We start from the raw sequence: 23,306 nt of genomic DNA, 5'->3' as shown, positions 1-23,306 counted from the left end.
ACAACATCAACCGTGCCTCCTGGAGAACACCATGAACACTTCCACTCTCCAAACGCTTGCCGAAGAAATCCCGACGCCTGCCTTGCCCAGCTTTCCCCTCAACCAATGGTACGTCGCTGCCCTGGGTTGGGAGTTGAAAGACAAACCGGTAGGCCGGACATTACTCAACAAGCCTGTCGTGCTGTTTCGCAAGGCCAACGGCGAGGTCGCGGCATTGGAAGACCGTTGCTGCCACAGAGCATTGCCACTGTCGAACGGAACGCTGGAAGCGACCGGCATTCGTTGCGGTTATCACGGCCTGCTGTTCGATGACCATGGAAAATGCGTCGAAATCCCGGGGCAGGACAAGATCCCGAGCAAAGCCAAAGTGCCTGCGTATCACGTGCGTGAGCAGGACCAGATCGTCTGGATATGGTTTGGTAGCCAGGCTCAACCCGAGCCGATGTGTGAGCCGCCGACTTACTCCGTTCACAGCAGCGGCAAATACCTGTTCGACGGCAACGTCTACCACTACGACGCGCCTTATCAATTAATCCACGACAACCTCATGGACTTGAGTCATTTGGGGTATGTCCACCTGCGCACCATCGGTGGCAACGCCAGCATCCATATGAATGCGCAGATGAATGTGGAAAGTGAAGACAACGTCGTACGGGTCGTGCGCCATATGCCGGACTCTGTTCCACCGCCCACCTACACCGCCGCCTACCCCTTCAAAGGCAACGTGGACCGCTGGCAGGAAATCGAATTTCACGTCAGTCATCTGCGGATCTGGACCGGTGCGGTGGATGCCGGTACCGATTCACTGGATAACCCTGATCGCGGTGGCTTCCACATGCGCGGGTTCCACGGGGTAACGCCGGAAACCGACACCACCAGTCACTACTTCTGGACCATTGCCACCAACCCGGCGAGTGATCCAGAAACCATCAAGGCCAAGGTCGTAGAGCAAACCATCCTGACCTTCGATGAAGACAAGGAAGTGATCGAAGCCCAGTACCAGAACATGTGCCGGTTCGGCGAGCGTCCGATGATCGACATCCACGTCGATGTCGGCGCCAATCGCGCCCGCCGAATCATCGAGCAGCTTCGCCAATCCAGCGTTTGAGTCCTTCAGACCAAACTCAAGGTTCCAGGACATTGGCTGCCCCGAAGGCAGCATTTTGCAGCGCAACATAACAACAACTTCCTCGAGGAAAAAAGCATGTCTGGCAATCGTGGTGTGGTGTATCTCGGCGCTGGCAAGGTCGAAGTACAGAAAATCGACTATCCAAAAATGCAGGACCCGCGCGGTCGCAAGATAGAGCACGGGGTCATTCTCAAGGTGATTTCCACCAACATCTGCGGCTCCGACCAGCACATGGTGCGCGGCCGGACCACGGCACAAACCGGCCTGGTGCTGGGCCACGAAATCACCGGCGAAGTGATCGAAAAAGGCAGTGACGTCGAGCACCTGAAAATCGGCGACCTGGTGTCCGTGCCATTCAACGTGGCATGCGGACGCTGCCGCTCTTGCAAAGAGCAACACACCGGTGTCTGCCTGACCGTCAACCCGGCCCGCGCCGGCGGTGCTTATGGTTATGTCGACATGGGCGACTGGACCGGCGGCCAGGCCGAATACGTACTGGTGCCCTACGCCGATTTCAACCTGCTGAAACTGCCGGACCGCGACCGGGCCATGGAAAAAATCCGCGACCTGACCTGCCTCTCTGACATCCTGCCGACCGGTTACCACGGCGCTGTAACCGCAGGTGTTGGCCCGGGCAGCACCGTGTACATCGCCGGTGCCGGTCCGGTCGGTCTGGCGGCGGCTGCATCCGCTCGCTTGCTGGGTGCGGCGGTGGTGATTATCGGCGACGTCAACACGGTGCGCCTGGCCCACGCCAAGGCCCAGGGTTTTGAAATCGTCGACCTGTCGAAAGACGCGCCGCTGCACGAACAGATCGCCGCGCTGCTCGGCGAACCGGAGGTGGATTGTGCGGTGGACTGCGTCGGCTTCGAAGCCCGCGGCCACGGTCATGACGGCGTCAAACACGAAGCACCGGCCACCGTTCTCAACTCGCTGATGGGCGTGGTGCGTGTGGCCGGCAAGATAGGTATCCCCGGCCTCTACGTCACCGAAGACCCGGGCGCCGTAGACGCCGCCGCGAAAATGGGCAGCCTGAGCATCCGCTTCGGTTTGGGTTGGGCCAAATCCCATAGTTTCCACACCGGCCAGACACCCGTGATGAAGTACAACCGCCAGTTGATGCAGGCAATCATGTGGGACCGCATCAACATCGCTGAAGTAGTCGGTGTGCAAGTCATCAGCCTGGATCAGGCGCCGGAAGGTTACGGCGAATTCGATGCCGGTGTGCCGAAGAAATTTGTGATTGACCTGCACAAGTCTTTCAGCGCGGCCTGAGCCTTAGATCAACGTCGCCCAGCGCTTCTCGAGCCTGAGCACCGTACCGCCCCGGAGTCGAGCCGCCGGCTCCCAGGCACCTTGCATGCTCCACGGACCAACAAAAACAAGAAGGTATCGACATGTACACACTGCAACCTCCGCATAGCGAGGCGGCTTCGGCTGCCCGTCGTTCAAAGCATTTTTCCACCCACAGCTTCGGAGCCTGACGCCATGAGCCAGTCGATTGGGCAACAGCTGGACGAAAAACCCATGGTCAGCTTCCAGTGGGGCGTGGTTGCGCTCTGCTTTCTGATAAACATGCTGGATGGCTTTGATGTATTGGTGATGGCTTTCACCGCCGCGTCCATTTCCGCCGATTGGGGCCTGAGCGGCATTCACCTCGGCTACCTGCTCAGTGCAGGGCTTGTCGGAATGGCTATCGGCTCGTTGTTCATTGCCCCTTGGGCCGATCGCTTCGGGCGACGTCCGCTGATTCTGCTGTGTGTAGGCATCGCCGGGCTCGGCATGCTGGCGTCATCGAAGGCGACATCCCCCGAGATGCTCGCGGTGCTGCGCCTGATAACCGGACTCGGCATCGGTGGCATCCTGGCCAGCAGCTACGTCATTGCCGGGGAGTACGCCAACAAGAAGTGGCGCAGTCTGGCCATTAGCCTGCAATCCACGGCCTATGCACTGGGCGCGACCATCGGCGGCCTCATCGCGGCGCAAATCATTCCGTCCCTGGGTTGGCGTTCGGTGTTCTTTTACGGTGGCATAACGACGCTGCTGATCCTGCCGATCCTTGCATTCTGGTTGCCCGAGTCCCTGGCTTTCCTACTGTCTCGCCAACCCCGGCGCGCGCTGGAGCGTATCAATGTTCTGCTGCAACGAGTCGCGATCACGTCCCTCGAGCGGTTGCCCGAGGCGTTACGTGAATCCAGGAAACCGCTACGAGCCACCTTCGCCGAGCTCTTCTCGCCAGCACTGCTGCGTTCAACCTTGCTGGTGTGGAGCGCCTTCTTTCTGGTGATGTTCGGTTTCTATTTCGTCATGAGCTGGACGCCAAGGCTGCTGGTGTCGGCCGGCCTGTCGAATACGCAAGGCATCACGGGCGGTGTGCTACTCAACGTCGGCGGCATTCTTGGCACCTCACTGATCGGCTTGCTGGCGGCACGTTTTCGTCTGTCCCGAGTACTCATGACCTACCTTCTGGTCAATGCGGTGCTGCTGGCCGTCTTCGTGCAATTCACTGCCAACCTGAACCTGGCCTTCGCCCTGGTGCTGATGATCGGAGTTTTCGTCAACGGCTGCGTCGCGGGGCTCTATGCGCTTACCCCGAGCATTTACAACGCCACCCAGCGCGTCACTGGCCTGGGTTGGGGCATTGGCATCGGTCGCGCCGGTGCGATTCTCTCGCCATTGGTGGCTGGCCGTTTGATTGATGCGCAGTGGCAGCCCGCCGATCTTTACCTGCTGTTTGCCCTGTCCTTCGTCCTTGCGGCTGGCGCCGTCTGGCTTTTGAAGCCGCAACGGCTGCTGCAGCTGAACACCGTCAGCAACGCCTGATTCGACCGTCCATAACAATAAAAGCAGGACCGATCACATGCAAAAAAACACTTTATGCCCTTGGCGCTACAGCCTGGGCATGGCGATAGCCTGCGCCTCTTCCACTGCCTACGCAGGGTTCGTGGATGACAGCAGCGCGACCCTGACCACGCGCAATTACTACCTGGACCGGGACTACAAAGGCGACAGCCCCTATTCGGCCGCTCGCGAGTGGGCCCAGGGATTCATCCTCAAGGCCAACTCCGGTTTTACCGACGGGGCCGTCGGATTCGGCCTGGACCTCACGGGGATGCTGGGACTCAAACTGGACTCGTCGCCCGATCGGACCGGCACACAACTCCTGCCTTTTGACCCGATGACCCGTGAGGCTGAGGACGAATACTCTGAACTGGGTGTGGCGCTGAAGGCGAAAATCTCAAAGACCCGGCTATCCGTTGGAACGCAGTTCCCTGCCCTGCCGGTCATCACCGCGAGCCCTGCACGTTTGGTTCCGCAATCCTTTCGTGGTGCGTATGCGATGTCCGAAGACATCGACAAACTCACGCTGCACACCGGCCGTATGGATCGAGTGAACCTGCGGGATTCCACTGACTATCAGCCAATCTCACTGGCGTCGCCCAATGGCCGCTTCAAAAGGGGCGCCAGCTCGGAGCGTTTTGACTTCATGGGCGGTGACTATCGCTGGTCTGACACGTTGACCCTTCGCTATTTTCACGCCGAGCTGAAGGACATATACACCCAGGACTTTGCGGGAGGCATCCACCAGTTCCCCCTCGGCCCAGGCAAACTCAAAACGGACGTGCGGATCTACAACAGTCGGGAGAACGGTCGCGCAGAAGCCGGCAAGGTCGACAACCTGAACGCCGGTGCCATGTTCAGCTACCAGATCGCGGCCCACACCTTGGGCATGGGCTACATGTACCAGACGGGCGACACAGCAATGGCCTACATTGCTGGCGGGGAGCCAACGGTGCTCAGCGACGGCACCATGAGTGCGGACTTCGTCAACCCGAAGGAGCGGACCTGGGTAGCGCGTTATGACTACAACTTCGCCGCTGTTGGGCTACCGGGCCTGACCGGTATGGCTCGCTATTTGAGAGGTAGCCACATTGACCTGCCCCAATTGGGGGGAACTGACCTGACAGAGTCGTCGAAGGACGTGGAGTTGGCCTACGTCATACAGTCAGGCCCGGCAAAAGGCCTCGCTTTGCGCCTGCGCCATGCCTTGTATCGCAATGAGCAAAGTGCAGCCTCGACATTCAGGAGCGACAACGAAACCCGGATTAATGTCGACTACACGATTCAGCTTTGGTAACTGATAAGAGTCATTAACACTCGAGGTCAAGGCCGCCAGTTGATCAACAAGGAAGCGGATTAGCTGGCGGGCCCAGTAGGCGAATGGCGCAGCGGGTTAACAGCGAGATGACCGAACGGCCATGCCCCCAAATCTGCCCCCCCCCCCCCAAACTTTTGGCTGCCTAGGTCAGTTTCGGCAACCACAGACAATAAAAAGCCCGCACTAGGCGCACTAGGCGGGCTTTTTGTTGGCTTTCGGATGATTCTGAAATCACCTGAAAATGATTAATAGTGCCCGAAGCCGGAATCGAACCTTCCTCTTTGTCGTTGAAAATAAAGGCAGTTTTTAAGTTCAAAAATTCCTCTACCTCTATGTGTACCCTCATTGAGCTTTTCCAATGGTACGACTGGAACGCAGTGGGGCACCGCGTAGACGAAAATATCCCGGGTGTTTTTTCGTTCCTCGTCAAACCGCCGTGAAAACGTGCCGGTTCACGCCCCCTTCTACCTTCACTGGTTTAATCACAAATGAAGGCCCCTCCAAATCTCAAGTTTTTACGATTCGGTAGCTGAGCCATAACTGCACTTGTCTTCGGATTCGAACGTCACCTAACTCATCGAGCATCGAATTCGATAGAAGCCGCAGTCCAGAATCCTACGTGCAGGTTGACCGATGTCCAATCAAGGACGTCAACAGCAGCAGCGCGATAACAGCCTCCCCAAGGCGTGATTCCGAACAGCAACAAATCCCGGTGCAATGAACATCCTGGTTTTCGACCCAACAGGTACCGTAGTCGTACGCCTCACCGTCTATCAACCATCGACCGCTACACGATCGATAGAACCAGTCTTGATGCAGCGATGTACTCCGGGCAACGGCGCAATACCTGCCCTCCTTTTATCGCCTTCCGGCCAGAAACTCATTTCAGGGACTTGCGCTTCCGGTATTATGGTATACCATCAGACGCACAGACACTCTCACCCTACACGGAGCAGCTCATGAGTTTCGAAATCCGCAAGATCGTCAGCTATATCGAAGAAACCTTTATCGAAGGCGGCAAGGCCACCGATAAGCCAGTGACCATGGTCGGCCTGGCCGTCGTGATGAAAAACCCCTGGCTGGGTCGCGGCTTTGTCGAAGACCTGAAACCGGAAATTCGTGCCAACTGCTCCGATCTCGGTGCGCTGATGGTCGAGCGCCTGGTTGGCATCATTGGCGGCGCCGAGAAGATCGAGGCTTACGGCAAGGCCGCTGTCGTGGGCGCCGACGGTGAAATCGAACACGCCTCTGCCGTGATCCACACCCTGCGCTTTGGCAACCATTACCGTGAAGCGGTGAAAGCCAAGAGCTACCTGAGCTTCACCAACAAGCGCGGCGGCCCGGGCACCTCGATCCAGATCCCGATGATGCACAAGGACGACGAAGGCCTGCGTTCGCACTACATCACTCTGGAAATGCAGATCGAAGATGCACCGCGGGCCGACGAAGTCGTGGTGGTCCTGGGTTGCGCCGACGGCGGCCGCCTGCACCCACGCATCGGCAACCGTTACATCGACCTGGAAGAACTGGCTGCCGAGAACGCCCGGTAATCAAGGTCGGTAAGAACAACAAAAAGGCATGCAGGAGCGCTCCATGATTCGGCTCACCGCTGAACTTACCCCGGCTGGCACCAGTTACCTGGCGACCGGCCAAGGCCAGCCCGTGGTTTTGATCCACGGCGTGGGCCTGAACAAAGAAATGTGGGGCGGCCAGGTCGTTGGCCTGGCCACGAAGTACCGCGTGATTGCCTACGACATGCTGGGCCATGGCGCCAGCCCGCGTCCGGAAAGCGGCACCCCCCTGCTCGGCTATGCCGACCAGTTGCTGGAGCTGCTCGATCACCTGCAATTGCCCCAGGCGACAGTGATCGGTTTTTCCATGGGTGGGCTGGTGGCGCGAGCTTTTGCCTTGCATTACCCGCAACGCCTGCAAGGCCTGGTGGTGCTCAACAGCGTGTTCAATCGCAGCCCCGAACAGCGTGCCGGCGTCATCGCCCGCACCGCTCAAGCGGCCGAGCACGGACCGGATGCCAACGCCGAAGCCGCCCTGTCGCGCTGGTTCAGCCGCGAATATCAGGCGGCCAACCCGGCGCAGATCGCGGCCTTGCGCCAAACCCTGGCAGACAATGACCCACAGGGTTACCTGACCACCTACGAACTGTTCGCGACCCAGGACATGTACCGCGCTGACGATCTGGCCAGCATTCAGGTGCCGACCCTGATCGCCACCGGTGAACTGGACCCGGGTTCGACACCGGAAATGGCCGAGCAATTGGCCGCGCGCATTCCCGGCGCGACAGTTGCCGTGCTCGCCGAGCAGCGGCATATGATGCCCGTAGAATCACCGCGCCTGGTCAACCAGCTGCTGCTGGGGTTTCTCGACACCGCGCACTCCCGACAAAACCAAATAAAGGGGATCGTTGCATGACACTCGCACGCTTCCAGATGTGCATCGGCGGTGAATGGGTCGATGCCCTGTCCGGCAAGACCTTTGAAAGCCTGAACCCGGCCCTGGCCCAAGCCTGGGCTGAACTGCCCGATGCCGACGAAGCCGACGTCGAGCGCGCCGTACTAGCGGCGCAGACGGCCTTCGACAGCTCGGCCTGGCGCGGCCTGACCGCCACCGCCCGCGGCAAACTGCTGCGGCGCCTGGGCGATCTGATCGCCGAAAACAAGGAACACCTGGCGCAGCTGGAAAGCCGTGACAACGGCAAGCTGATCCGCGAAACCCGCGGACAGGTCAGCTACTTGCCGGAGTTCTTCCACTACACCGCGGGCCTGGCCGACAAACTCGAAGGTGGCACCCTGCCCCTCGACAAGCCGGACCTGTTTGCCTACACCGTGCACGAAGCCATGGGCGTGGTCGCGGCGATCATTCCCTGGAACAGTCCGCTGTACCTGACCGCGATCAAACTCGCCCCGGCCCTGGCGGCGGGCAACACCATCGTGATCAAACCGTCGGAGCACGCCTCCGCAACCATTCTCGAACTGGCGCGTCTGGCGCTGGAAGCCGGCATCCCGCCGGGTGTGGTCAACGTAGTCACCGGCTACGGCCCAAGCACTGGCGCGGCCCTGACCCGCCATCCGCTGATCCGCAAAATCGCCTTCACCGGTGGCGCTGCGACGGCGCGGCATGTGGTGCGCAGCAGCGCCGAGAACTTCGCCAAGCTGTCGCTGGAACTGGGCGGCAAATCGCCGAACATTATCTTCGCCGACGCCGACCTCGACAGCGCGATCAACGGCGCGATTGCCGGGATCTACGCGGCCTCCGGTCAGAGTTGCGTCTCCGGTTCGCGATTGTTGGTGCAGGACGAAATCTACGATGAGTTTGTCGATCGTTTGGTCGAACGCGCCAAACGCATCCGCATCGGTAACCCTCAGGAAGACAGCAGCGAAATGGGCCCCATGGCCACCGCGCAGCAACTGGCCGTGGTCGAAGGCCTGGTCGCCGATGCCATCGCCGAAGGGGCGCGCCTGCGCCTGGGCGGCAAGCGTGCGCAGAATCTGGGCGATGGCTGGTTCTACGAGCCGACCTTGTTCGAATGCGACCGCAACTCGATGAAGATCATGCAGGAAGAAGTGTTCGGTCCGGTGGCCTCGGTGATTCGTTTCAAGGATGAAGCCGAAGCTTTGGCGATTGCCAACGACTCGCAGTTCGGCCTCGCCGCCGGCATCTGGACCCGCGACCTGGGGCGAGCCCATCGCCTGGCCCGGGACGTTCGCTCGGGGATTATCTGGGTCAACACCTACCGTGCTGTCTCGGCCATGGCGCCGATCGGCGGTTTCAAGAACAGCGGCTATGGACGCGAGAGCGGCATCGATTCGGTGCTGGCCTACACCGAGCTGAAAACGGTGTGGATCAACCTCTCCCAGGCACCGATGCCTGACCCCTTCGTGATGCGCTAGGAGATTGACGAAATGATCGAACCCGGCATTTACAAAGACGTCATGAGCTCGTTCCCATCCGGGGTCACGGTGGTCACCACCCTGGACCCGGACGGCGGCATTGTCGGCATTACCGCCAGCGCTTTCAGTGCGCTGTCGATTGATCCGGCACTGGTGCTGTTTTGCCCCAACTATGCCTCTGACACGTACCCGATCCTGCGCGACAGCAAGCAGTTTGCGATTCACTTGCTGTCCGCCGACCAGACCGCCGAAGCCTATGCCTTCGCCAGTAAAGGCAAGGACAAGGCCAAGGATATCGAATGGCACCTTAGCGCTCTGGGCAACCCGCTGCTGGGCAAAGCCACGGCAATCATCGAGTGCGAACTGTGGCGCGAATACGACGGCGGTGATCACGCGATTATCGTCGGCGCGGTGAAGAACCTGATTCTGCCCGATCAACCGGTGACACCGATGATCTACCACAAAGGCAAGCTGGGCCCTCTGCCCGCCCTGGCCTGACGTCTGTTTTTGGGCTGCATCTAATTACCCCCCGGTGTGGCCCTTTTTTTATTACTACTACGGGAGCCGGTATGAGCCCAGCAGCCTTGCAACTTTTCCGTCAGCAGGCCTATATCGACGGCCAGTGGCTAGATGCCCCGGACAGCGCCTGTCAGGACATTTTCAACCCGGCCACCGGCGAGCTGATCGGCCGGGTGCCGAATCTCGGCGCCGAACATGCTCGTCAGGCCATCGCCGCCGCCAACAAGGCCTGGCCGGCCTGGCGTGCGCTGACCGCCAAAGAACGCAGCCAGACGCTGAAACGCTGGCACGCGCTGATGATTGAGAATGCCGATGCGCTGGCAGAACTCCTCACCCTCGAACAAGGCAAGCCCCTCGCCGAAGCCAAGGGCGAAATCCTCTACGCCGCGAGCTTTATCGAGTGGTTTGCCGAAGAAGCCAAGCGCATCTACGGCGACACCATTCCCAGCCACAAAGGCGATGCGCGCATCGTCGTTAGTAAGGAACCGATCGGTGTCGTCGCGGCCATTACCCCGTGGAATTTCCCTGCGGCGATGATCACCCGCAAGGCCGGTCCGGCGCTGGCGGCCGGTTGCCCATGCATCGTCAAACCGGCACCGGAAACGCCGTTCTCGGCCTTGGCCATGGCCGCGCTGGCTGAACAGGCCGGCATTCCGCCGGGCATTTTCAACGTGATCACCGGCGACGCCGTGGCCATCGGTGGCGAGCTGACGGCCAGCCCGCTGGTGCGCAAGCTGTCGTTCACCGGCTCCACCGCCATCGGCAAACTGCTGATGGCCCAGTGCGCGCCGACGCTGAAAAAAGTCTCGCTGGAACTGGGGGGCAATGCGCCCTTCATCGTGTTCGACGATGCCAACCTGGAGCGTGCCGTTGAGGGTGCGCTGATTGCCAAATTCCGCAACGCCGGACAGACCTGTGTCTGCGTCAATCGCTTCCTGGTGCAGGCTGGTATTCACGATGCCTTTGTCGCGCGGCTGGCCGAGCGCGTGACGCAACTGAAAGTGGGAAGCGGTTTTGAGGTAGGGATCAATCAAGGCCCGCTGATCAACGAACGCGCCGTGGCCAAAGTCGAAGACCATGTTCAGGACGCGCTCGCTCAGGGTGCTCAACTACTCTGCGGCGGTGAGCGTCATGCCCTCGGACACGGCTTCTTCCAGCCGACGGTGCTGGCCGGCGTGACCTCTTCGATGAAAGTCGCCCAAGACGAAACCTTTGGTCCGCTGGCAGCCGTGTTCAGCTTCGAGACTGAGGCCGAGGCGATCCACATGGCCAACGACACTGAATTCGGCCTTGCCGCCTATTGCTACACCCGCGATCTGGGTCGCGCCTGGCGCATGAGTGAAGCGTTGGAGTACGGCATGGTCGGGATTAACGAAGGGCTGATTTCCACCGAAGTCGCGCCTTTTGGTGGCATCAAGTCCTCGGGCCTGGGCCGTGAAGGTTCCAAATACGGCATCGAGGATTATCTGGAACTCAAATACACCCTGATGGGCGGCTTGGAAGACTTCGGGAGCACACCGCGATGAGCAACGAGAAATATAGACAGGGGCTGAAAATCCGCACCCAGGTGCTGGGCGAAGCCTACGTGAAACGCTCCATCGACAACGCCGACGACTTCACCCGGCCGCTGCAGGAAATGGTCACCGAGTACTGCTGGGGTCATGTCTGGGGCCGTGAGGGTTTGTCGCTTAAAGAGCGCAGCATGATAAACTTGGCCATGATTTCGGCCCTCAATCGGCCTCACGAACTCAAGCTGCATGTACGCGGCGCCTTGCGTAACGGACTGACTCGTGAACAAATACGCGAAATTCTGCTTCAGGTCGGTATTTATTGCGGTGTCCCCGCTGCCGTAGACAGTTTCCGGCTCGCCCGTGAAGCCTTCGCCGAAGCCGATGCCGAGGCCTCCAGTTAACCCTTGGCTGTTTGACCTGACCGAGCACAGAGATTCTTGCGATCGAAGTGCTCTTTTTGCATGGACAGCCACATTCAGAGCGGACCCCATGAAACGCCTGCCACTCGACGACAGCTTCAAGGTCAATCGCAACCCCGTTACCCTGCGCGAAATCGTGCTGGATAAACTGCGAAGCGCCATCATGAACTTCCAGCTCATGCCGGGAGACCGCTTGGTCGAACGCGATTTGTGTGATCGCCTGGGCGTCAGCCGCACGTCCGTACGCGAGGCCTTGCGTCACCTGGAATCCGAAGGCCTGGTGGAGTTCGCCGACGCCAAAGGGCCCAGTGTCGCCATCATTACCCTGGCCGATGCCGTCGATATCTACGAACTGCGTTGCGTGCTCGAGGGTTTGATCGTCCAACTGTTTACCTTGCGTGCCAAGGCCAAGGACATCAAGGCCCTGGAAAAAGCCCTGGAGGAAAACCGCAAGGCCCTCAAGGAAGGTGAACTGCAACAGGTGATCGACTCGGTTCAGGGTTTCTACGATGTCCTGCTCGAAGGCTCCGGCAACCATGTGGCGGCCACTCAGCTGCGCCAGTTGCAGGCGCGAATCAGCTACTTGCGGGCGACATCGGTGTCCCAGGAAAACCGTCGTGGCGCCAGCAATCAGGAAATGGAACGCATGGTCGAGGCCATCAAGAGTGGCGATCCCCTCGCCGCCCACCAGGCTTGCGTCGATCACGTGCGCGCCGCTGCAACCGTCGCTCTCGATTACCTCAAGCGCAAACAGGAAGAAACCGGGGCGATCCCGGCAATCACCCTGCCCATCGCGCTTAAAGAACCGCGTATAGGTCGCTAAAAATGTTCAGCCCGAGCTTTTGTCCAAAGTGCGGCGGCAGTGACCTCAGTCACCAGCTGCCGCCGGGCGATACGCACGAGCGCCTGATGTGCCGCGGTTGCGGCTACATCCATTACGTCAATCCGAAAATCATTGCCGGCTGCATCATCGAGCAGGACGGCAAGTATTTGCTATGTCAGCGCGCCATCCCGCCGCGTCCTGGCACCTGGACGTTGCCGGCCGGCTTCATGGAAGGCGGCGAGACCACCGAGCAGGCGGCGCTGCGCGAAGTCTGGGAAGAGAGCGGCGTGCGCGCGGAAATTCTCTCGCCCTACTCGATCTTCAGCGTGCCGAAGATCAGCGAGGTGTACATCATCTTCCGCGCCATTGCGTTGGAGATCACCGGGCAGTACGGGCCGGAAACCCTCGACTACAAATTCTTCGCACCCGAGGACATCCCTTGGGACAGCATCTACTACCCGGCGATCCGGCAGATCCTCGAACGCTATATCGAGGAACGCCAGGCCGGGGTGTATGGCATCTACATCGGCAACGATGATACCGGCAAGATCCACTTCATTCGCTGAGTCTGTTTCTACACGCGGCCCTCAGGGCGCCACGCCCTCGACAATGATGATCTGAGCCCGGGCCACGCCCTCGCGGTGCCGTTTGGCCTCTTGATACTGCTCTGAGTGGTAGCAGGCCAGCGCCTGTTCGTACGAGTCGAATTCAATCACCACGTTGCGTTGCGGCGTGGGCCCGCCTTCCAGCGCTTCGCTGCGCCCGCCCCGGGCCAACATCCGTCCGCCATACAACGCGAAGGCCGCTGGCGCCCGCTGGGTGTATTGGCTGTATTGATCGAGGTCGGTGACATCGACATGAGCAATCCAGTACGCCTTCATAGTGACCTCTCAGTTTATTTTGTATTATGGTATACCACATAATATTTCCATCAAACACTGAGAATCCCAACATGGCCTTCAACAGCATCGAAGAAATCATCGAAGACTATCGCCAAGGCAAGATGGTGCTCCTGGTCGATGACGAGGACCGGGAAAATGAAGGCGACCTGCTGCTGGCCGCCGATTGCTGCACGGCCGAGGCCATCAGCTTCATGGCCCGGGAAGCACGCGGCCTGATCTGTCTGACCTTGATCGACGACCACTGCCAACGCCTCGGGCTGGAGCAGATGGTGCCGAGTAATGGCAGCGTGTTCAGTACCGCGTTTACCGTGTCCATCGAGGCCGCCGTGGGCGTGACCACCGGCATCTCCGCCGCCGACCGGGCGCGCACCGTGGCAGCCGCGGTTGCCGTTAATGCCGGGCCCGCCGACCTCGTGCAACCCGGCCATATTTTCCCGCTGCGCGCCAAGGAAGGCGGCGTACTGACTCGCGCCGGTCATACCGAGGCCGGTTGCGACCTGGCACGCCTGGCCGGCTTCACCCCGGCCTCGGTGATCGTCGAAGTGATGAACGATGACGGCACCATGGCTCGCCGCCCGGACCTGGAAGTGTTCGCGCGCAAGCACGGAATCAAGATCGGCACCATCGCCGACCTGATCCACTATCGCCTCAGCACCGAACACACCGTGGTGCGGATCGGTGAACGTGAACTGCCCACTGTACACGGCACCTTCCGTCTGATCACCTTTGAAGACCGCATTGAAGGTGGAGTCCACATGGCAATGGTCATGGGTAAATTGCACCGGGACGAACCAACGCTGGTGCGCGTGCATGTGATCGATCCGCTGCGCGATCTGGTGGGCGCCGATTACAGCGGGCCGTCCAACTGGACGTTGTGGGCAGCGCTTCAGCGAGTAGCCGAGGAAGGTCGTGGAGTGGTGGTGGTGCTGGCCAATCATGAGTCGTCGCAAGCGCTCCTCGAACGCGTCCCGCAACTCACCCAGGCGCCCAAACAATTCAGCCGCTCCCAATCGCGCATCTATTCTGAAGTGGGTACCGGCGCGCAGATTCTGCAGGATCTTGGCGTGGGCAAGTTGCGTCATCTTGGCCCGCCGCTGAAATACGCGGGTTTGACCGGTTACAACCTGGAAGTCGTGGAAAGCATCCCTTTCACCGAATGATTCCTGGCTTCTTTCTATAAACGTGAAGGCCGCTACCCGTGGCCTGACGGTAAAAAAAACTTTTTTTGCTGATAGCCGGTAAGGCAAAGTGCTTGCACAAAGTTTGGAATACCATAATATGATATTCCATAGACCGAACGATTCAGCCAAGTGCGCCCGCCAGGGAAAGCACCAATAACAGCCCTTGGCACGGTCGCCTTTAGAGGCCAGATGGACCTACTGCTCCCGATAGGCGGGCATTACCAAGCCCGCTCAAAAACACAACAAATGAGGGCGTGAAAATGGTGTTGAACAAACGTGCAACCGCAGTACTGTTCGCAGGCTTACTGGCCACGGCCAGTCACGTGGTCATGGCGGCTGAAAGCGTCAACTTCGTCAGTTGGGGCGGCAGCACCCAGGATGCACAGAAGCAGGCCTGGGCTGATCCGTTCAGCAAAGCCAACGGCATTACCGTGGTCCAGGATGGCCCGACCGACTACGGCAAACTCAAAGCCATGGTCGAAAGCGGCAACGTGCAATGGGACGTGGTCGATGTCGAAGCCGACTTCGCCCTGCGCGCCGCCGCCGAAGGCTTGCTCGAACCCCTCGATTTCAACGTTATTCAGCGCGACAAAATCGACCCGCGGTTTGTCTCTGACCATGGCGTCGGTTCGTTCTATTTCTCCTTCGTCCTCGGCTACAACGAAGGCAAGCTAGGCAGTGGAAAGCCGCAGGACTGGTCTGCACTGTTCGACACCAAAACCTACCCTGGTAAACGCGCCCTTTACAAATGGCCGAGCCCCGGCGTGCTTGAACTGGCCCTGCTGGCCGATGGCGTAGCCGCCCACAAGCTCTACCCGCTGGATCTGGATCGCGCCTTCAAAAAACTCGACACCATCAAGAAAGACATCGTCTGGTGGGGAGGCGGCGCACAGTCGCAACAACTGCTCGCTTCCGGTGAAGCCAGCATCGGCCAGTTCTGGAACGGTCGGATCTACGCCCTGCAACAGGATGGCGCGCCGGTGGGCGTGAGCTGGAAACAGAACCTGGTCATGGCCGACATTCTGGTCATCCCTAAAGGCTCGAAAAACAAGGCCGCAGCCATGAAGTTTTTGGCCAACGCCAGCAGCGCCAAAGGACAAGCTGACTTCTCCAACCTGACCGCCTATGCGCCGGTCAACGTCGACAGCGTGGCGCGCCTGGACTCAGTGCTGGCCCCTAACTTGCCGACTGCCTACGCTAAGGATCAGATCACTCTTGATTTCGCGTACTGGGCCAAAAACGGTCCGGCCATCGCGACACGGTGGAACGAATGGCTGGTCAAATGAAAATGACAGCAGCACCCCTTCAACCTACTCCGACCGGGAGCGCCATTGGCGCTGCCGGTTCGGCCTCCGGCAAGGCGGCTGTGATGAAGCAATCCCCTTCCCTGGCGCAGCGCTGGCTCGGTTCGAGCAACCTGATTCCCGCCCTGCTGTTCCTCGGCCTGTTTTTTCTGGCGCCGCTGATTGGGCTGTTGCTGCGTGGCGTGCTGGAGCCGACCCCGGGTCTTGGCAACTACGAGCAGCTGTTCGCCAACTCGGCTTACGCCCGAGTCTTGCTCAACACGTTCTCGGTGGCCGGGCTGGTGACGCTGTTCAGCCTGCTGCTGGGCTTTCCGCTGGCCTGGGCGATTACCCTGGTGCCACGTGGCTGGGGTCGCTGGATCCTCAACATCGTGCTGCTGTCGATGTGGACCAGCCTTCTCGCGCGGACCTACTCCTGGCTTGTGCTGTTGCAGGCGTCCGGGGTGATCAACAAAGCATTGATGGCGATAGGCATCATCGATCAGCCGCTGGAGATGGTGCATAACCTCACCGGTGTGGTGATCGGCATGAGTTACATCATGATCCCGTTCATCGTGCTGCCGCTGCAGGCGACCATGCAGGCCATCGACCCGATGATTCTGCAAGCCGGCTCGATTTGCGGCGCCAGTCCGTGGACCAACTTCTTCCGGGTATTCCTGCCGCTGTGCCGGCCGGGGCTGTTCTCAGGTGGCCTGATGGTGTTCGTGATGTCGCTCGGTTACTACGTCACCCCGGCGTTGCTGGGCGGTGCGCAGAACATGATGCTGCCCGAGTTCATCATTCAGCAGGTGCAGTCATTCCTCAACTGGGGCCTGGCCAGCGCCGGCGCCGCGTTGCTGATCGTCATTACGCTGGTGTTGTTCTACTTCTACCTGAAGCTCCAGCCGGAATCCCCGGTTGGCGCCAGCAACGCGAGGTAAGCCGTCATGCTCCTGACCCCCAATGCCATGAGCCGGCGCATGCGCTTCGGCCTGTACTTCACGACGGGATTGATCGCGCTGTTCCTGTTGCTGCCGATCGTGTTCATCGTGCTGTTGTCCTTCGGTTCCTCCCAGTGGCTGGTGTTCCCGCCGCCGGGCTGGACACTGAAATGGTACGGCCAGTTCTTCTCCAACCCCGACTGGATGAACGCGGCCTTGGCCAGCCTCAAGGTCGCGGTACTGACCACATTTTTTGCTGTGGCGTTGGGCCTGCCGACCGCTTTTGCGCTGGTACGTGGACGCTTCCCGGGACGGGAAATGCTCTACGGCCTGTTCACCCTGCCGATGATCGTGCCGCTGGTGATCATCGCGGTGGCGGTGTACGCGCTGTTCCTGAAACTGGGCTACACCGGGACGATGTTCGCTTTCGTAGTCAGCCACGTCATTGTTGCGTTGCCGTTCACCATCATTTCAATCATCAACTCGCTGAAGCTGTTCGATCAGTCGATCGAGGATGCCGCGGTGATCTGTGGCGCATCGCGCCTGCAAGCGGTGTTCAAGGTGACCTTTCCGGCGATTCGTCCGGGCATGGTGGCCGGCGCCCTGTTCGCGTTCCTGGTGTCCTGGGATGAAGTGGTGCTGAGCGTGATGATGGCCAGCCCGACCCTGCAAACCCTTCCCGTGAAAATGTGGACCACCCTGCGCCAGGACCTGACGCCCGTGATCGCCGTCGCCTCGACGCTGCTGATCGGCCTCTCGGTATTGGTCATGGTCATCGCCGCCGCCCTTCGCCGGCGCAATCCAATCAGCGCCTGAGCGCCCAGGAGTACGACATGAGTGCAGTGATCAAAGATTCCGCGCATCAGAACGACCAACCGTTGGTTAGCCTGCGCAACCTGAACAAGTACTACGGCGATTTTGCCGCCGTGGACAACATCTCGCTGGACATCAAGGACGGTGAATTCCTCACGTTCCTCGGCTCCAGCGGCTCTGGTAAAAGTACAACGCTGTCGATGCTCGCCGGCTTTGAAACCCCGAGCAGCGGCGAGATCCTGGTCAATGGCCAATCGCTGGTCAACGTGCCGCCGCACAAACGCGACATCGGCATGGTGTTCCAGCGCTACTCGCTGTTCCCGCACCTATCAGTACGCGACAACATCGCGTTCCCGCTGGCCATTCGCAAACTGGCCAGCGCCGAACGCGAGCGCCGGGTCGATGCCATGCTCAAACTGGTGCAGCTTGAGCAATTTGCGCATCGCCGCCCTTCGCAACTGTCCGGCGGCCAGCAGCAACGTGTGGCGATTGCTCGGGCGCTGGTTTATGAGCCGCGCATTCTTCTGATGGATGAACCGCTCGGTGCGCTGGACAAGAAACTGCGTGAAGACTTGCAGGATGAACTGCGCCAGCTGCATCGGCGCTTGGGCATCACCATTGTCTACGTGACCCACGACCAAGAAGAAGCCATGCGCTTGTCGCAGCGCATCGCGATTTTCAGTCACGGCAAGATCGTCGGTTTGGGCAGCGGTTTCGACCTGTACCAGAACCCGCCGAATGCGTTTGTCGCTTCGTTTCTCGGCAACTCAAACTTCCTCAAACTCAAGGCTCAGGGTAACGCGGTGGCGTCGTTTGAAGGGCAATCGTTGTCGATTCGACTGACTGCAGGATTGCAAACCGATCAGGATGTGCTGCTGATGGTGCGTCCGGAGAAAGCGTTGGCGTTGAGCGTTGAGCAAGCGGCTCAGGAACCGCTGGCGGCAGGCTGGAATGAAGTCTCGGCCATTGTGGGCGAAGTGCTGTTCCTGGGTGAAAGCCAGACCTGCACCGTGATGACTTCCGTCGGCACCTCGATGACCGTCAAGGCGCTCTCCGCCGCCGGCATGCCGCTGAAGACTGGCGACCCGGTGCGCGTGCGCTGGGCCACGGCGGATGCCTGCGTGTACACCGAATGGGCCGAAAGCGATCTGAACAAGGCTGCTGGCGCGCATTGACCCTCGCCGGTCCATGCCAGTGGGCCGTGATTTATCTGTCACCCTCGGGTCGCTGCAACGTCGGGTTGTGGCGGCCTTTTTTAAATCATGTACTGGATGACTTCCGCACAGATCGTCGGATCGCCAAGATTAGCAATTAAATCCTCGTGAATGGTTGTAGTTCTACACCCCAAGGCCCAATCCACCACCTCCCGATCAGCGGATACCATCTGCGCTATCTCCCTCGCGACAGTGGGGGTACGGTCATTCAGCATGCAAGCTACGAGAAGCAGAAGAACCCTGCGTTCCGTGTTGGTGGCCAACTCCTTGGCCTTCGCTAACACTAAAGAAGGAGTGCCACGTGCGCCCAAGAGCAATGCAAGACCACTCGCCACCCGTTCGTGGCAGGATGCGATCTGCTCTGCGGCAATCCCGTCGATCAACTGCTGATCAATCGATTCGTGCGCACTGAGAAGTGCAGCAGTTGCCGCAGACTGAACCCCCTCATGATCGAGTCTTACTGCAAGGTCAAGAATCTGTCGTTGCATATTCGCGCTGGAGCGCGCCAATAGCAGACAAATCGCGTTGAGGACTTCTCGATCTGACGACATTATCGCGGAGCCATACAGCAGCTTTATCCCTTCGTTATCCTTGAGCATATCAAGCTCAATAAGCCCAGCGATCGCAACTCGCGCAATGGGTTGTTCTCCATCGGGGTAATGTGTCGACCACTTATCTTCTGCGAGCTGAACCAGTGTCTGCTGATACGATGGATGCACCCTAGCAGTTAGAGCAGCCACCAGCGCGAGGCGAACGGGACTTCCACGGTGCGTGACGAAAGCCAACAGGTGTGCCGGCAGTGGCGTCTCAAGTGTGGATGCGATGGATGTCAGAGCTCGCGCTACGACATGCGCAAACCGGTGATCAAGGGCCGCTTCCACCTCTCGAGACATCCCGTGTCGAATTGCAGCCTCCACTGCAAAGACAGCGGTTTGAGGATCATCGCTGGCTTCCAGTGCCCAACGCACGTCATCCTCAACCGAGAATGCCAAGCTCTCGTCGAGTTGTAACCGAAGCGAGCGAACTAAACCGCTCGCATCGTCAATCCCTTCGAGCACTTGCCGCGCAGTTTGAGAAAGCACGGGCGCTTTCTCATCTTTCAGCGCAGTTTCAGCGGCGCAGATTTCATCGTACGGGGAAGGCAATTGGACTGCGGCAGCCTCGGCCACAGCGCGATGGTTATCACCGTCGTTTGTACAACTGCGGCACAGGTAAGCGATTCCCCGACCGATATGCACCAATCGTTCTATCGCCCCGTCGTTGACCAAGTCGGCCAGAAGTGCAAAGCAGGTCTGCGAATCGTTTTTCAGTATGCATGCTAGAGCTGCATGCTCGACCGCAGAGGTAGAAGCACCGTCCCGGATGCGGGCTGCGAGCTCTAAACTGTATTGAGGGTTCCATCTGTTTGACAATGCTAGCCAAAGAGCTTCCTCGTCCCTGGTTCCGTATCCAACTTTGAAAGCCGCCGCGAACTCATCTTCGTCAATTCCATCTTGGCGAGCACTTTCAATGATTTGCTGCAGCCAAAGCGGCCTTATCCAATCTATATGCCGGTGTATTGCCAAGTGCGCTTGTTTTTTGTTGTTGCGGGCACATTTAACGTAGGCTTTGAGAAACTTGTCAGCAGTATGCCCGCGGAGGTTCGCCTCGACATCGTCTGCATAATCATCCTCGTATACATTGTTGATCACATCCAGCCGAGTTTCAGCGCGCTCTCGCAAGTCGTCCTCTGTCAGCCTCAGCACTCCTACGGCCAAATCCACAACGGCTTCAAAACCATCAAAATCTTGAAGTGCCCCATACGCTATGGCCTCATCTGAATCAATGTAACTGTCGTCAACAACCGTCCGCGCTGCATCCATAAATGCTGCCTCCAGCCCGGGCGAAAGACGGGCAAGATATTCTGCAAATGACGCGGGGTAATGGAAGTGATCTCGCGTCAGCACTGTGCGAATGAATATTTCCAAGAGAGGCTTGGTGGATATGGAGGCCGCTCTCCCGCAATACCAGTCAGAGGTTCGCTCCGGTGCTTCCCATAAATTCACGTCGGTAATTTCGTCGACATCGCAATGCAGTAAAAAGCGTGCTACTTCCGCGCCGTTGCTTGCAGCTGACCCTGCTGTCGCAGCGAGTTTCAGATTACTTTCAAACTCCTTCCCGCCTTCAGCCAACCTGGCTTCCAACCAGTCATCAATTTTGGCTGTTGCGCTCTGGCTAGCCTTGATTGCGAACGGATCGGCAACGCGCCCCAGTATGCGCGCGGCAGCTTCAGTACCCAATTCGGAGTCAGGACTCTGCATCGAAACAAGAAAATCAATGAGCTGACGTAAGGTCTGACGGACCGGCTGTCGATACTTTTCAATCGCTCGGGTGATCCCGGCTTCCACTCTCGGGTGGTAATAAGTGAGCACCCCATCGTCGCTCTGGCGAAAATTACGTGCGGCTACAAAAAAGTCCACGAAAGAAGAAATACCTGCTTCCATTGCAGTGTCCATGTCACAAAGACCATCCTCGATTGTGCGAAGGATGGAGCGAGTCACTTTGTTGCCTGCCTCCATGAACGCCCAGAGGATCGTTGCTGCGCTGATATCTCCGCGCGTTTCGATCTGTTCGATGACCGTTTGCTCAATCGAGTCTCGGTGCGCGCGACGAATTGCCTCACGCACAATAAGAAAATCATTACTAGCGTCCTGAGGATCCTGAGTTCGCATGGCATCGAAGAATTTTTGGATCTCAAGAGGTGTTGCAAGTTTGTCGAGCACCTCGGTTTCAAATGTACGAGTCAGTGCTTGCAACTCACGAGGCAGGCTTTCGATTCGACTCGTATAAAGCCTGTGTCGCTGATCCTCTCCATAGTTCTCGGCTTCCAGTCTGACGACCCAGTTTTTTACGGTGTCAAAAGCACCTGATTCCCTTGCCACGTCCAGTCTCGACGTCGCAATGATCATCGCATCGGGTCTCGCGGCCGCGAGGAAACGGCCGAGTTGATCGTTCCACGGACGGCTGTTCCGATCAAAGTCGAATCGACCCCAAGGATCCTCGATGTCATAAAGGACGGGCGAAGGTGTCGTATCGTCGCGTAGTTGAGAAGGGCCTTGCCTGATCAGTACACGCGTCAGTCCAGGCAGTTCCTTGCGCAACTCGTCATAAAGCATCTGGGTAGTAAGGGTCTTTCCTGTACCGGACTGACCTACCAGAATCGCCGAAGATCTCCGCGCCATCTGCGAGCGCAGTTCATCCCAATTATTAGGGCGAACATAATTTTCAAGCTCCGGTGAGCTCGCAAGATAGCCGTCGTGCTTACGAATAATGTCTTCAAGCTCCTGGCGCCCCCAGCGACCGCCCCCCACGCACGCGATCCGAGCTCGAGCAGCCTCTCGCAGCTTGATACGGCAAGCCTCCAGTCGAGCGTTTGGTACGCGGCAGCTTTCTGTAAGGAGGCGATCAATATCACCACGAAGGCGTTCGTCGTCCTGATTGGCGATAACCGATAACCGACCCGAGATGTCGTGACCGAGACCATCGGCTATAACGCGCGGTAGCGCACTCTGACCAGGCCACATACCCGGTCTGCGACGACTGAGTTTCTGCGCGTCTGCATTCACGCCTGCGCTGGTGACGAGCAAGTAACGGTAGTCGGGATCCTCAAGCCGTTTCGACGCGCAGACCCGCTGATCGCTGCCGTGCTCAAGCAAACTTTTGAGTGTTTTCGGCGTCCAGGCGTTACCTCCGCGCCGCTTTGCCTGGACAACGAGTGTATATCCAGACATTGGCACCTGATTTACAAGCCGCCCAGGCTCAGGATCGGAGAGATCTGCTTCCAGGTCCTCTTGGCTTGCGGGCTCAAGTAGCAATTCCTGGGCCTGTCGCGAAACCAGAATCAAATCGAGTGCCAACCAAACTGAAACGTCTATCTGATACTCATAACCGGCGAGTGAGGCAGCACCTGATCCACTTTGCCCTTCTACAGCACTTGCAGTTCCAGTCGTGCTTTGACTTCCTCGATTTGCCATAGAAGAGTAATCCAGATATGCGGCGGTTGGTGATCGGCCCTACCTGGTTGAAACAGTGAAGGGAGAAGGCGCCTGGCTTTATGCGAGATGCGAGCTATCGGCCTGGTCAGCCAGTTGCAATTTTGAGGTACATAAATTGCTGACGAATGGTATCTGCACAAAAGCCAACGGGCTACTTCCGTTTAGTGGTAAATGAGCGAATCAGTTCTAGCAACGAAGTTGATGACTCGAAAACACCCTGAACGAGGCTGCGGGGGACTGTCAGATATTTTGTGTGCAGGCCGGTAACGGCCTGCCGTTAGGCAGGCCATTCTTTTACCAGGCAGGCCTGATAAATCGATCTCCGTACAGAATCGCGAATTGATTCATCGCACTTTTCCAGTCATGGGCCGCTGAGCCCCAGTTTGCTGTGATGTTGCGCAGCCCAAGCCAGATCAGTTTTGTCGCCGCATCGTCGGTTGGGAAGTGACCTCGGGTCTTGATGATCTTGCGCA

The 23,306-nt window shown here is 58.8% G+C and carries 19 protein-coding genes and 1 pseudogene; 17 read left to right on the top strand and 3 right to left on the bottom strand.

All coding sequences use genetic code 11. The features are described from left to right. The first annotated feature begins 31 nt into the window (after positions 1-31). The 12 genes from CKW15_RS24035 to CKW15_RS23975 all read left to right on the top strand — a co-directional run bounded on the left by CKW15_RS24035 (position 32) and on the right by CKW15_RS23975 (position 13,031). Positions 32-1,108: an aromatic ring-hydroxylating dioxygenase subunit alpha gene (locus CKW15_RS24035; protein WP_095152795.1), complete on the top strand. Its 1,077-nt coding sequence runs from the start codon at positions 32-34 to the stop codon at positions 1,106-1,108. Positions 1,109-1,204: 96 nt separating this feature from the next. Beyond that, positions 1,205-2,404, top strand: coding sequence for a formaldehyde dehydrogenase, glutathione-independent (gene fdhA, locus CKW15_RS24030; protein ID WP_095152794.1), 1,200 nt, complete (start codon positions 1,205-1,207; stop codon positions 2,402-2,404). A gap of 213 nt (positions 2,405-2,617) precedes the next feature. Then, on the top strand, positions 2,618-3,952 hold the full coding sequence (locus CKW15_RS24025) for an MFS transporter (RefSeq protein ID WP_095055991.1): 1,335 nt from the start codon (positions 2,618-2,620) through the stop codon (positions 3,950-3,952). A 37-nt stretch (positions 3,953-3,989) separates the two neighbouring features. Continuing rightward, positions 3,990-5,267 carry an OprD family porin gene (locus tag CKW15_RS24020; protein ID WP_256580274.1) on the top strand — a complete coding sequence of 426 codons (1,278 nt, stop codon included), beginning with the start codon at positions 3,990-3,992 and terminating at the stop codon, positions 5,265-5,267. Positions 5,268-6,247: 980 nt separating this feature from the next. Further along, complete coding sequence (locus tag CKW15_RS24010) at positions 6,248-6,838, top strand: amino acid synthesis family protein (RefSeq protein WP_095152792.1); 591 nt, start codon at positions 6,248-6,250, stop codon at positions 6,836-6,838. Positions 6,839-6,881: 43 nt separating this feature from the next. Continuing rightward, positions 6,882-7,715: an alpha/beta fold hydrolase gene (locus tag CKW15_RS24005; protein WP_095152791.1), complete on the top strand. Its 834-nt coding sequence runs from the start codon at positions 6,882-6,884 to the stop codon at positions 7,713-7,715. Beyond that, complete coding sequence (locus CKW15_RS24000; protein WP_095152790.1) at positions 7,712-9,193, top strand: aldehyde dehydrogenase; 1,482 nt, start codon at positions 7,712-7,714, stop codon at positions 9,191-9,193. Before CKW15_RS24005 ends, CKW15_RS24000 begins: the two co-directional genes overlap by 4 nt. Positions 9,194-9,205: 12 nt before the next feature. Continuing rightward, positions 9,206-9,691 (top strand): flavin reductase family protein, encoded by a 486-nt coding sequence (locus CKW15_RS23995; RefSeq protein WP_095152789.1) that lies wholly within the window; start codon positions 9,206-9,208, stop codon positions 9,689-9,691. 71 nt (positions 9,692-9,762) lie between these two features. Beyond that, on the top strand, positions 9,763-11,238 hold the full coding sequence (locus CKW15_RS23990; RefSeq protein WP_095152788.1) for an NAD-dependent succinate-semialdehyde dehydrogenase: 1,476 nt from the start codon (positions 9,763-9,765) through the stop codon (positions 11,236-11,238). After that, positions 11,235-11,624 (top strand): carboxymuconolactone decarboxylase family protein, encoded by a 390-nt coding sequence (locus CKW15_RS23985; protein ID WP_095152787.1) that lies wholly within the window; start codon positions 11,235-11,237, stop codon positions 11,622-11,624. The genes CKW15_RS23990 and CKW15_RS23985 overlap by 4 nt, the downstream gene beginning before the upstream one ends. A gap of 88 nt (positions 11,625-11,712) precedes the next feature. Continuing rightward, positions 11,713-12,465 carry a GntR family transcriptional regulator gene (locus CKW15_RS23980; RefSeq protein ID WP_095152786.1) on the top strand — a complete coding sequence of 251 codons (753 nt, stop codon included), beginning with the start codon at positions 11,713-11,715 and terminating at the stop codon, positions 12,463-12,465. Between the two features lie 2 nt (positions 12,466-12,467). Next, positions 12,468-13,031 (top strand): NUDIX hydrolase, encoded by a 564-nt coding sequence (locus CKW15_RS23975; RefSeq protein ID WP_095152785.1) that lies wholly within the window; start codon positions 12,468-12,470, stop codon positions 13,029-13,031. A gap of 21 nt (positions 13,032-13,052) precedes the next feature. On the opposite strand, the gene CKW15_RS23970 is transcribed toward CKW15_RS23975, so the two are convergent. Next, complete coding sequence (locus CKW15_RS23970; RefSeq protein ID WP_095152784.1) at positions 13,053-13,346, bottom strand: DUF1330 domain-containing protein; 294 nt, start codon at positions 13,344-13,346, stop codon at positions 13,053-13,055. A gap of 71 nt (positions 13,347-13,417) precedes the next feature. Here CKW15_RS23970 and ribBA point away from each other — a divergent pair, with 71 nt between their 5' ends. The 5 genes from ribBA to CKW15_RS23945 all read left to right on the top strand — a co-directional run bounded on the left by ribBA (position 13,418) and on the right by CKW15_RS23945 (position 18,760). After that, the gene (gene ribBA / locus CKW15_RS23965; protein WP_095152783.1) at positions 13,418-14,527 is read left to right on the top strand and encodes a bifunctional 3,4-dihydroxy-2-butanone-4-phosphate synthase/GTP cyclohydrolase II; all 1,110 of its coding nucleotides are present in this window, start codon (positions 13,418-13,420) and stop codon (positions 14,525-14,527) included. A gap of 281 nt (positions 14,528-14,808) precedes the next feature. Beyond that, complete coding sequence (locus tag CKW15_RS23960) at positions 14,809-15,834, top strand: ABC transporter substrate-binding protein (RefSeq protein WP_095152782.1); 1,026 nt, start codon at positions 14,809-14,811, stop codon at positions 15,832-15,834. Continuing rightward, positions 15,819-16,772: an ABC transporter permease gene (locus CKW15_RS23955; protein ID WP_095152781.1), complete on the top strand. Its 954-nt coding sequence runs from the start codon at positions 15,819-15,821 to the stop codon at positions 16,770-16,772. Before CKW15_RS23960 ends, CKW15_RS23955 begins: the two co-directional genes overlap by 16 nt. 6 nt (positions 16,773-16,778) lie before the next feature. Further along, positions 16,779-17,588 carry an ABC transporter permease gene (locus tag CKW15_RS23950; RefSeq protein ID WP_046049776.1) on the top strand — a complete coding sequence of 270 codons (810 nt, stop codon included), beginning with the start codon at positions 16,779-16,781 and terminating at the stop codon, positions 17,586-17,588. Between the two features lie 17 nt (positions 17,589-17,605). Beyond that, positions 17,606-18,760: an ABC transporter ATP-binding protein gene (locus CKW15_RS23945; RefSeq protein ID WP_095152780.1), complete on the top strand. Its 1,155-nt coding sequence runs from the start codon at positions 17,606-17,608 to the stop codon at positions 18,758-18,760. A gap of 80 nt (positions 18,761-18,840) precedes the next feature. Here the strand turns inward: CKW15_RS23945 and CKW15_RS23940 are convergent, their stop codons facing one another. Together CKW15_RS23940 and CKW15_RS23935 are read right to left on the bottom strand one after the other, a co-directional pair. Beyond that, complete coding sequence (locus tag CKW15_RS23940; RefSeq protein WP_095152779.1) at positions 18,841-22,812, bottom strand: hypothetical protein; 3,972 nt, start codon at positions 22,810-22,812, stop codon at positions 18,841-18,843. Positions 22,813-23,127: 315 nt separating this feature from the next. After that, a pseudogene (locus tag CKW15_RS23935) lies at positions 23,128-23,306 on the bottom strand (IS256 family transposase); the annotation flags it as partial.

Source organism: Pseudomonas sp. Irchel s3b5 (assembly GCF_900187435.1).
GTDB lineage: Bacteria > Pseudomonadota > Gammaproteobacteria > Pseudomonadales > Pseudomonadaceae > Aquipseudomonas.
Note: the sequence above shows the minus strand (reverse complement) of the source record. Positions and strands in the feature narration are given on the sequence as shown.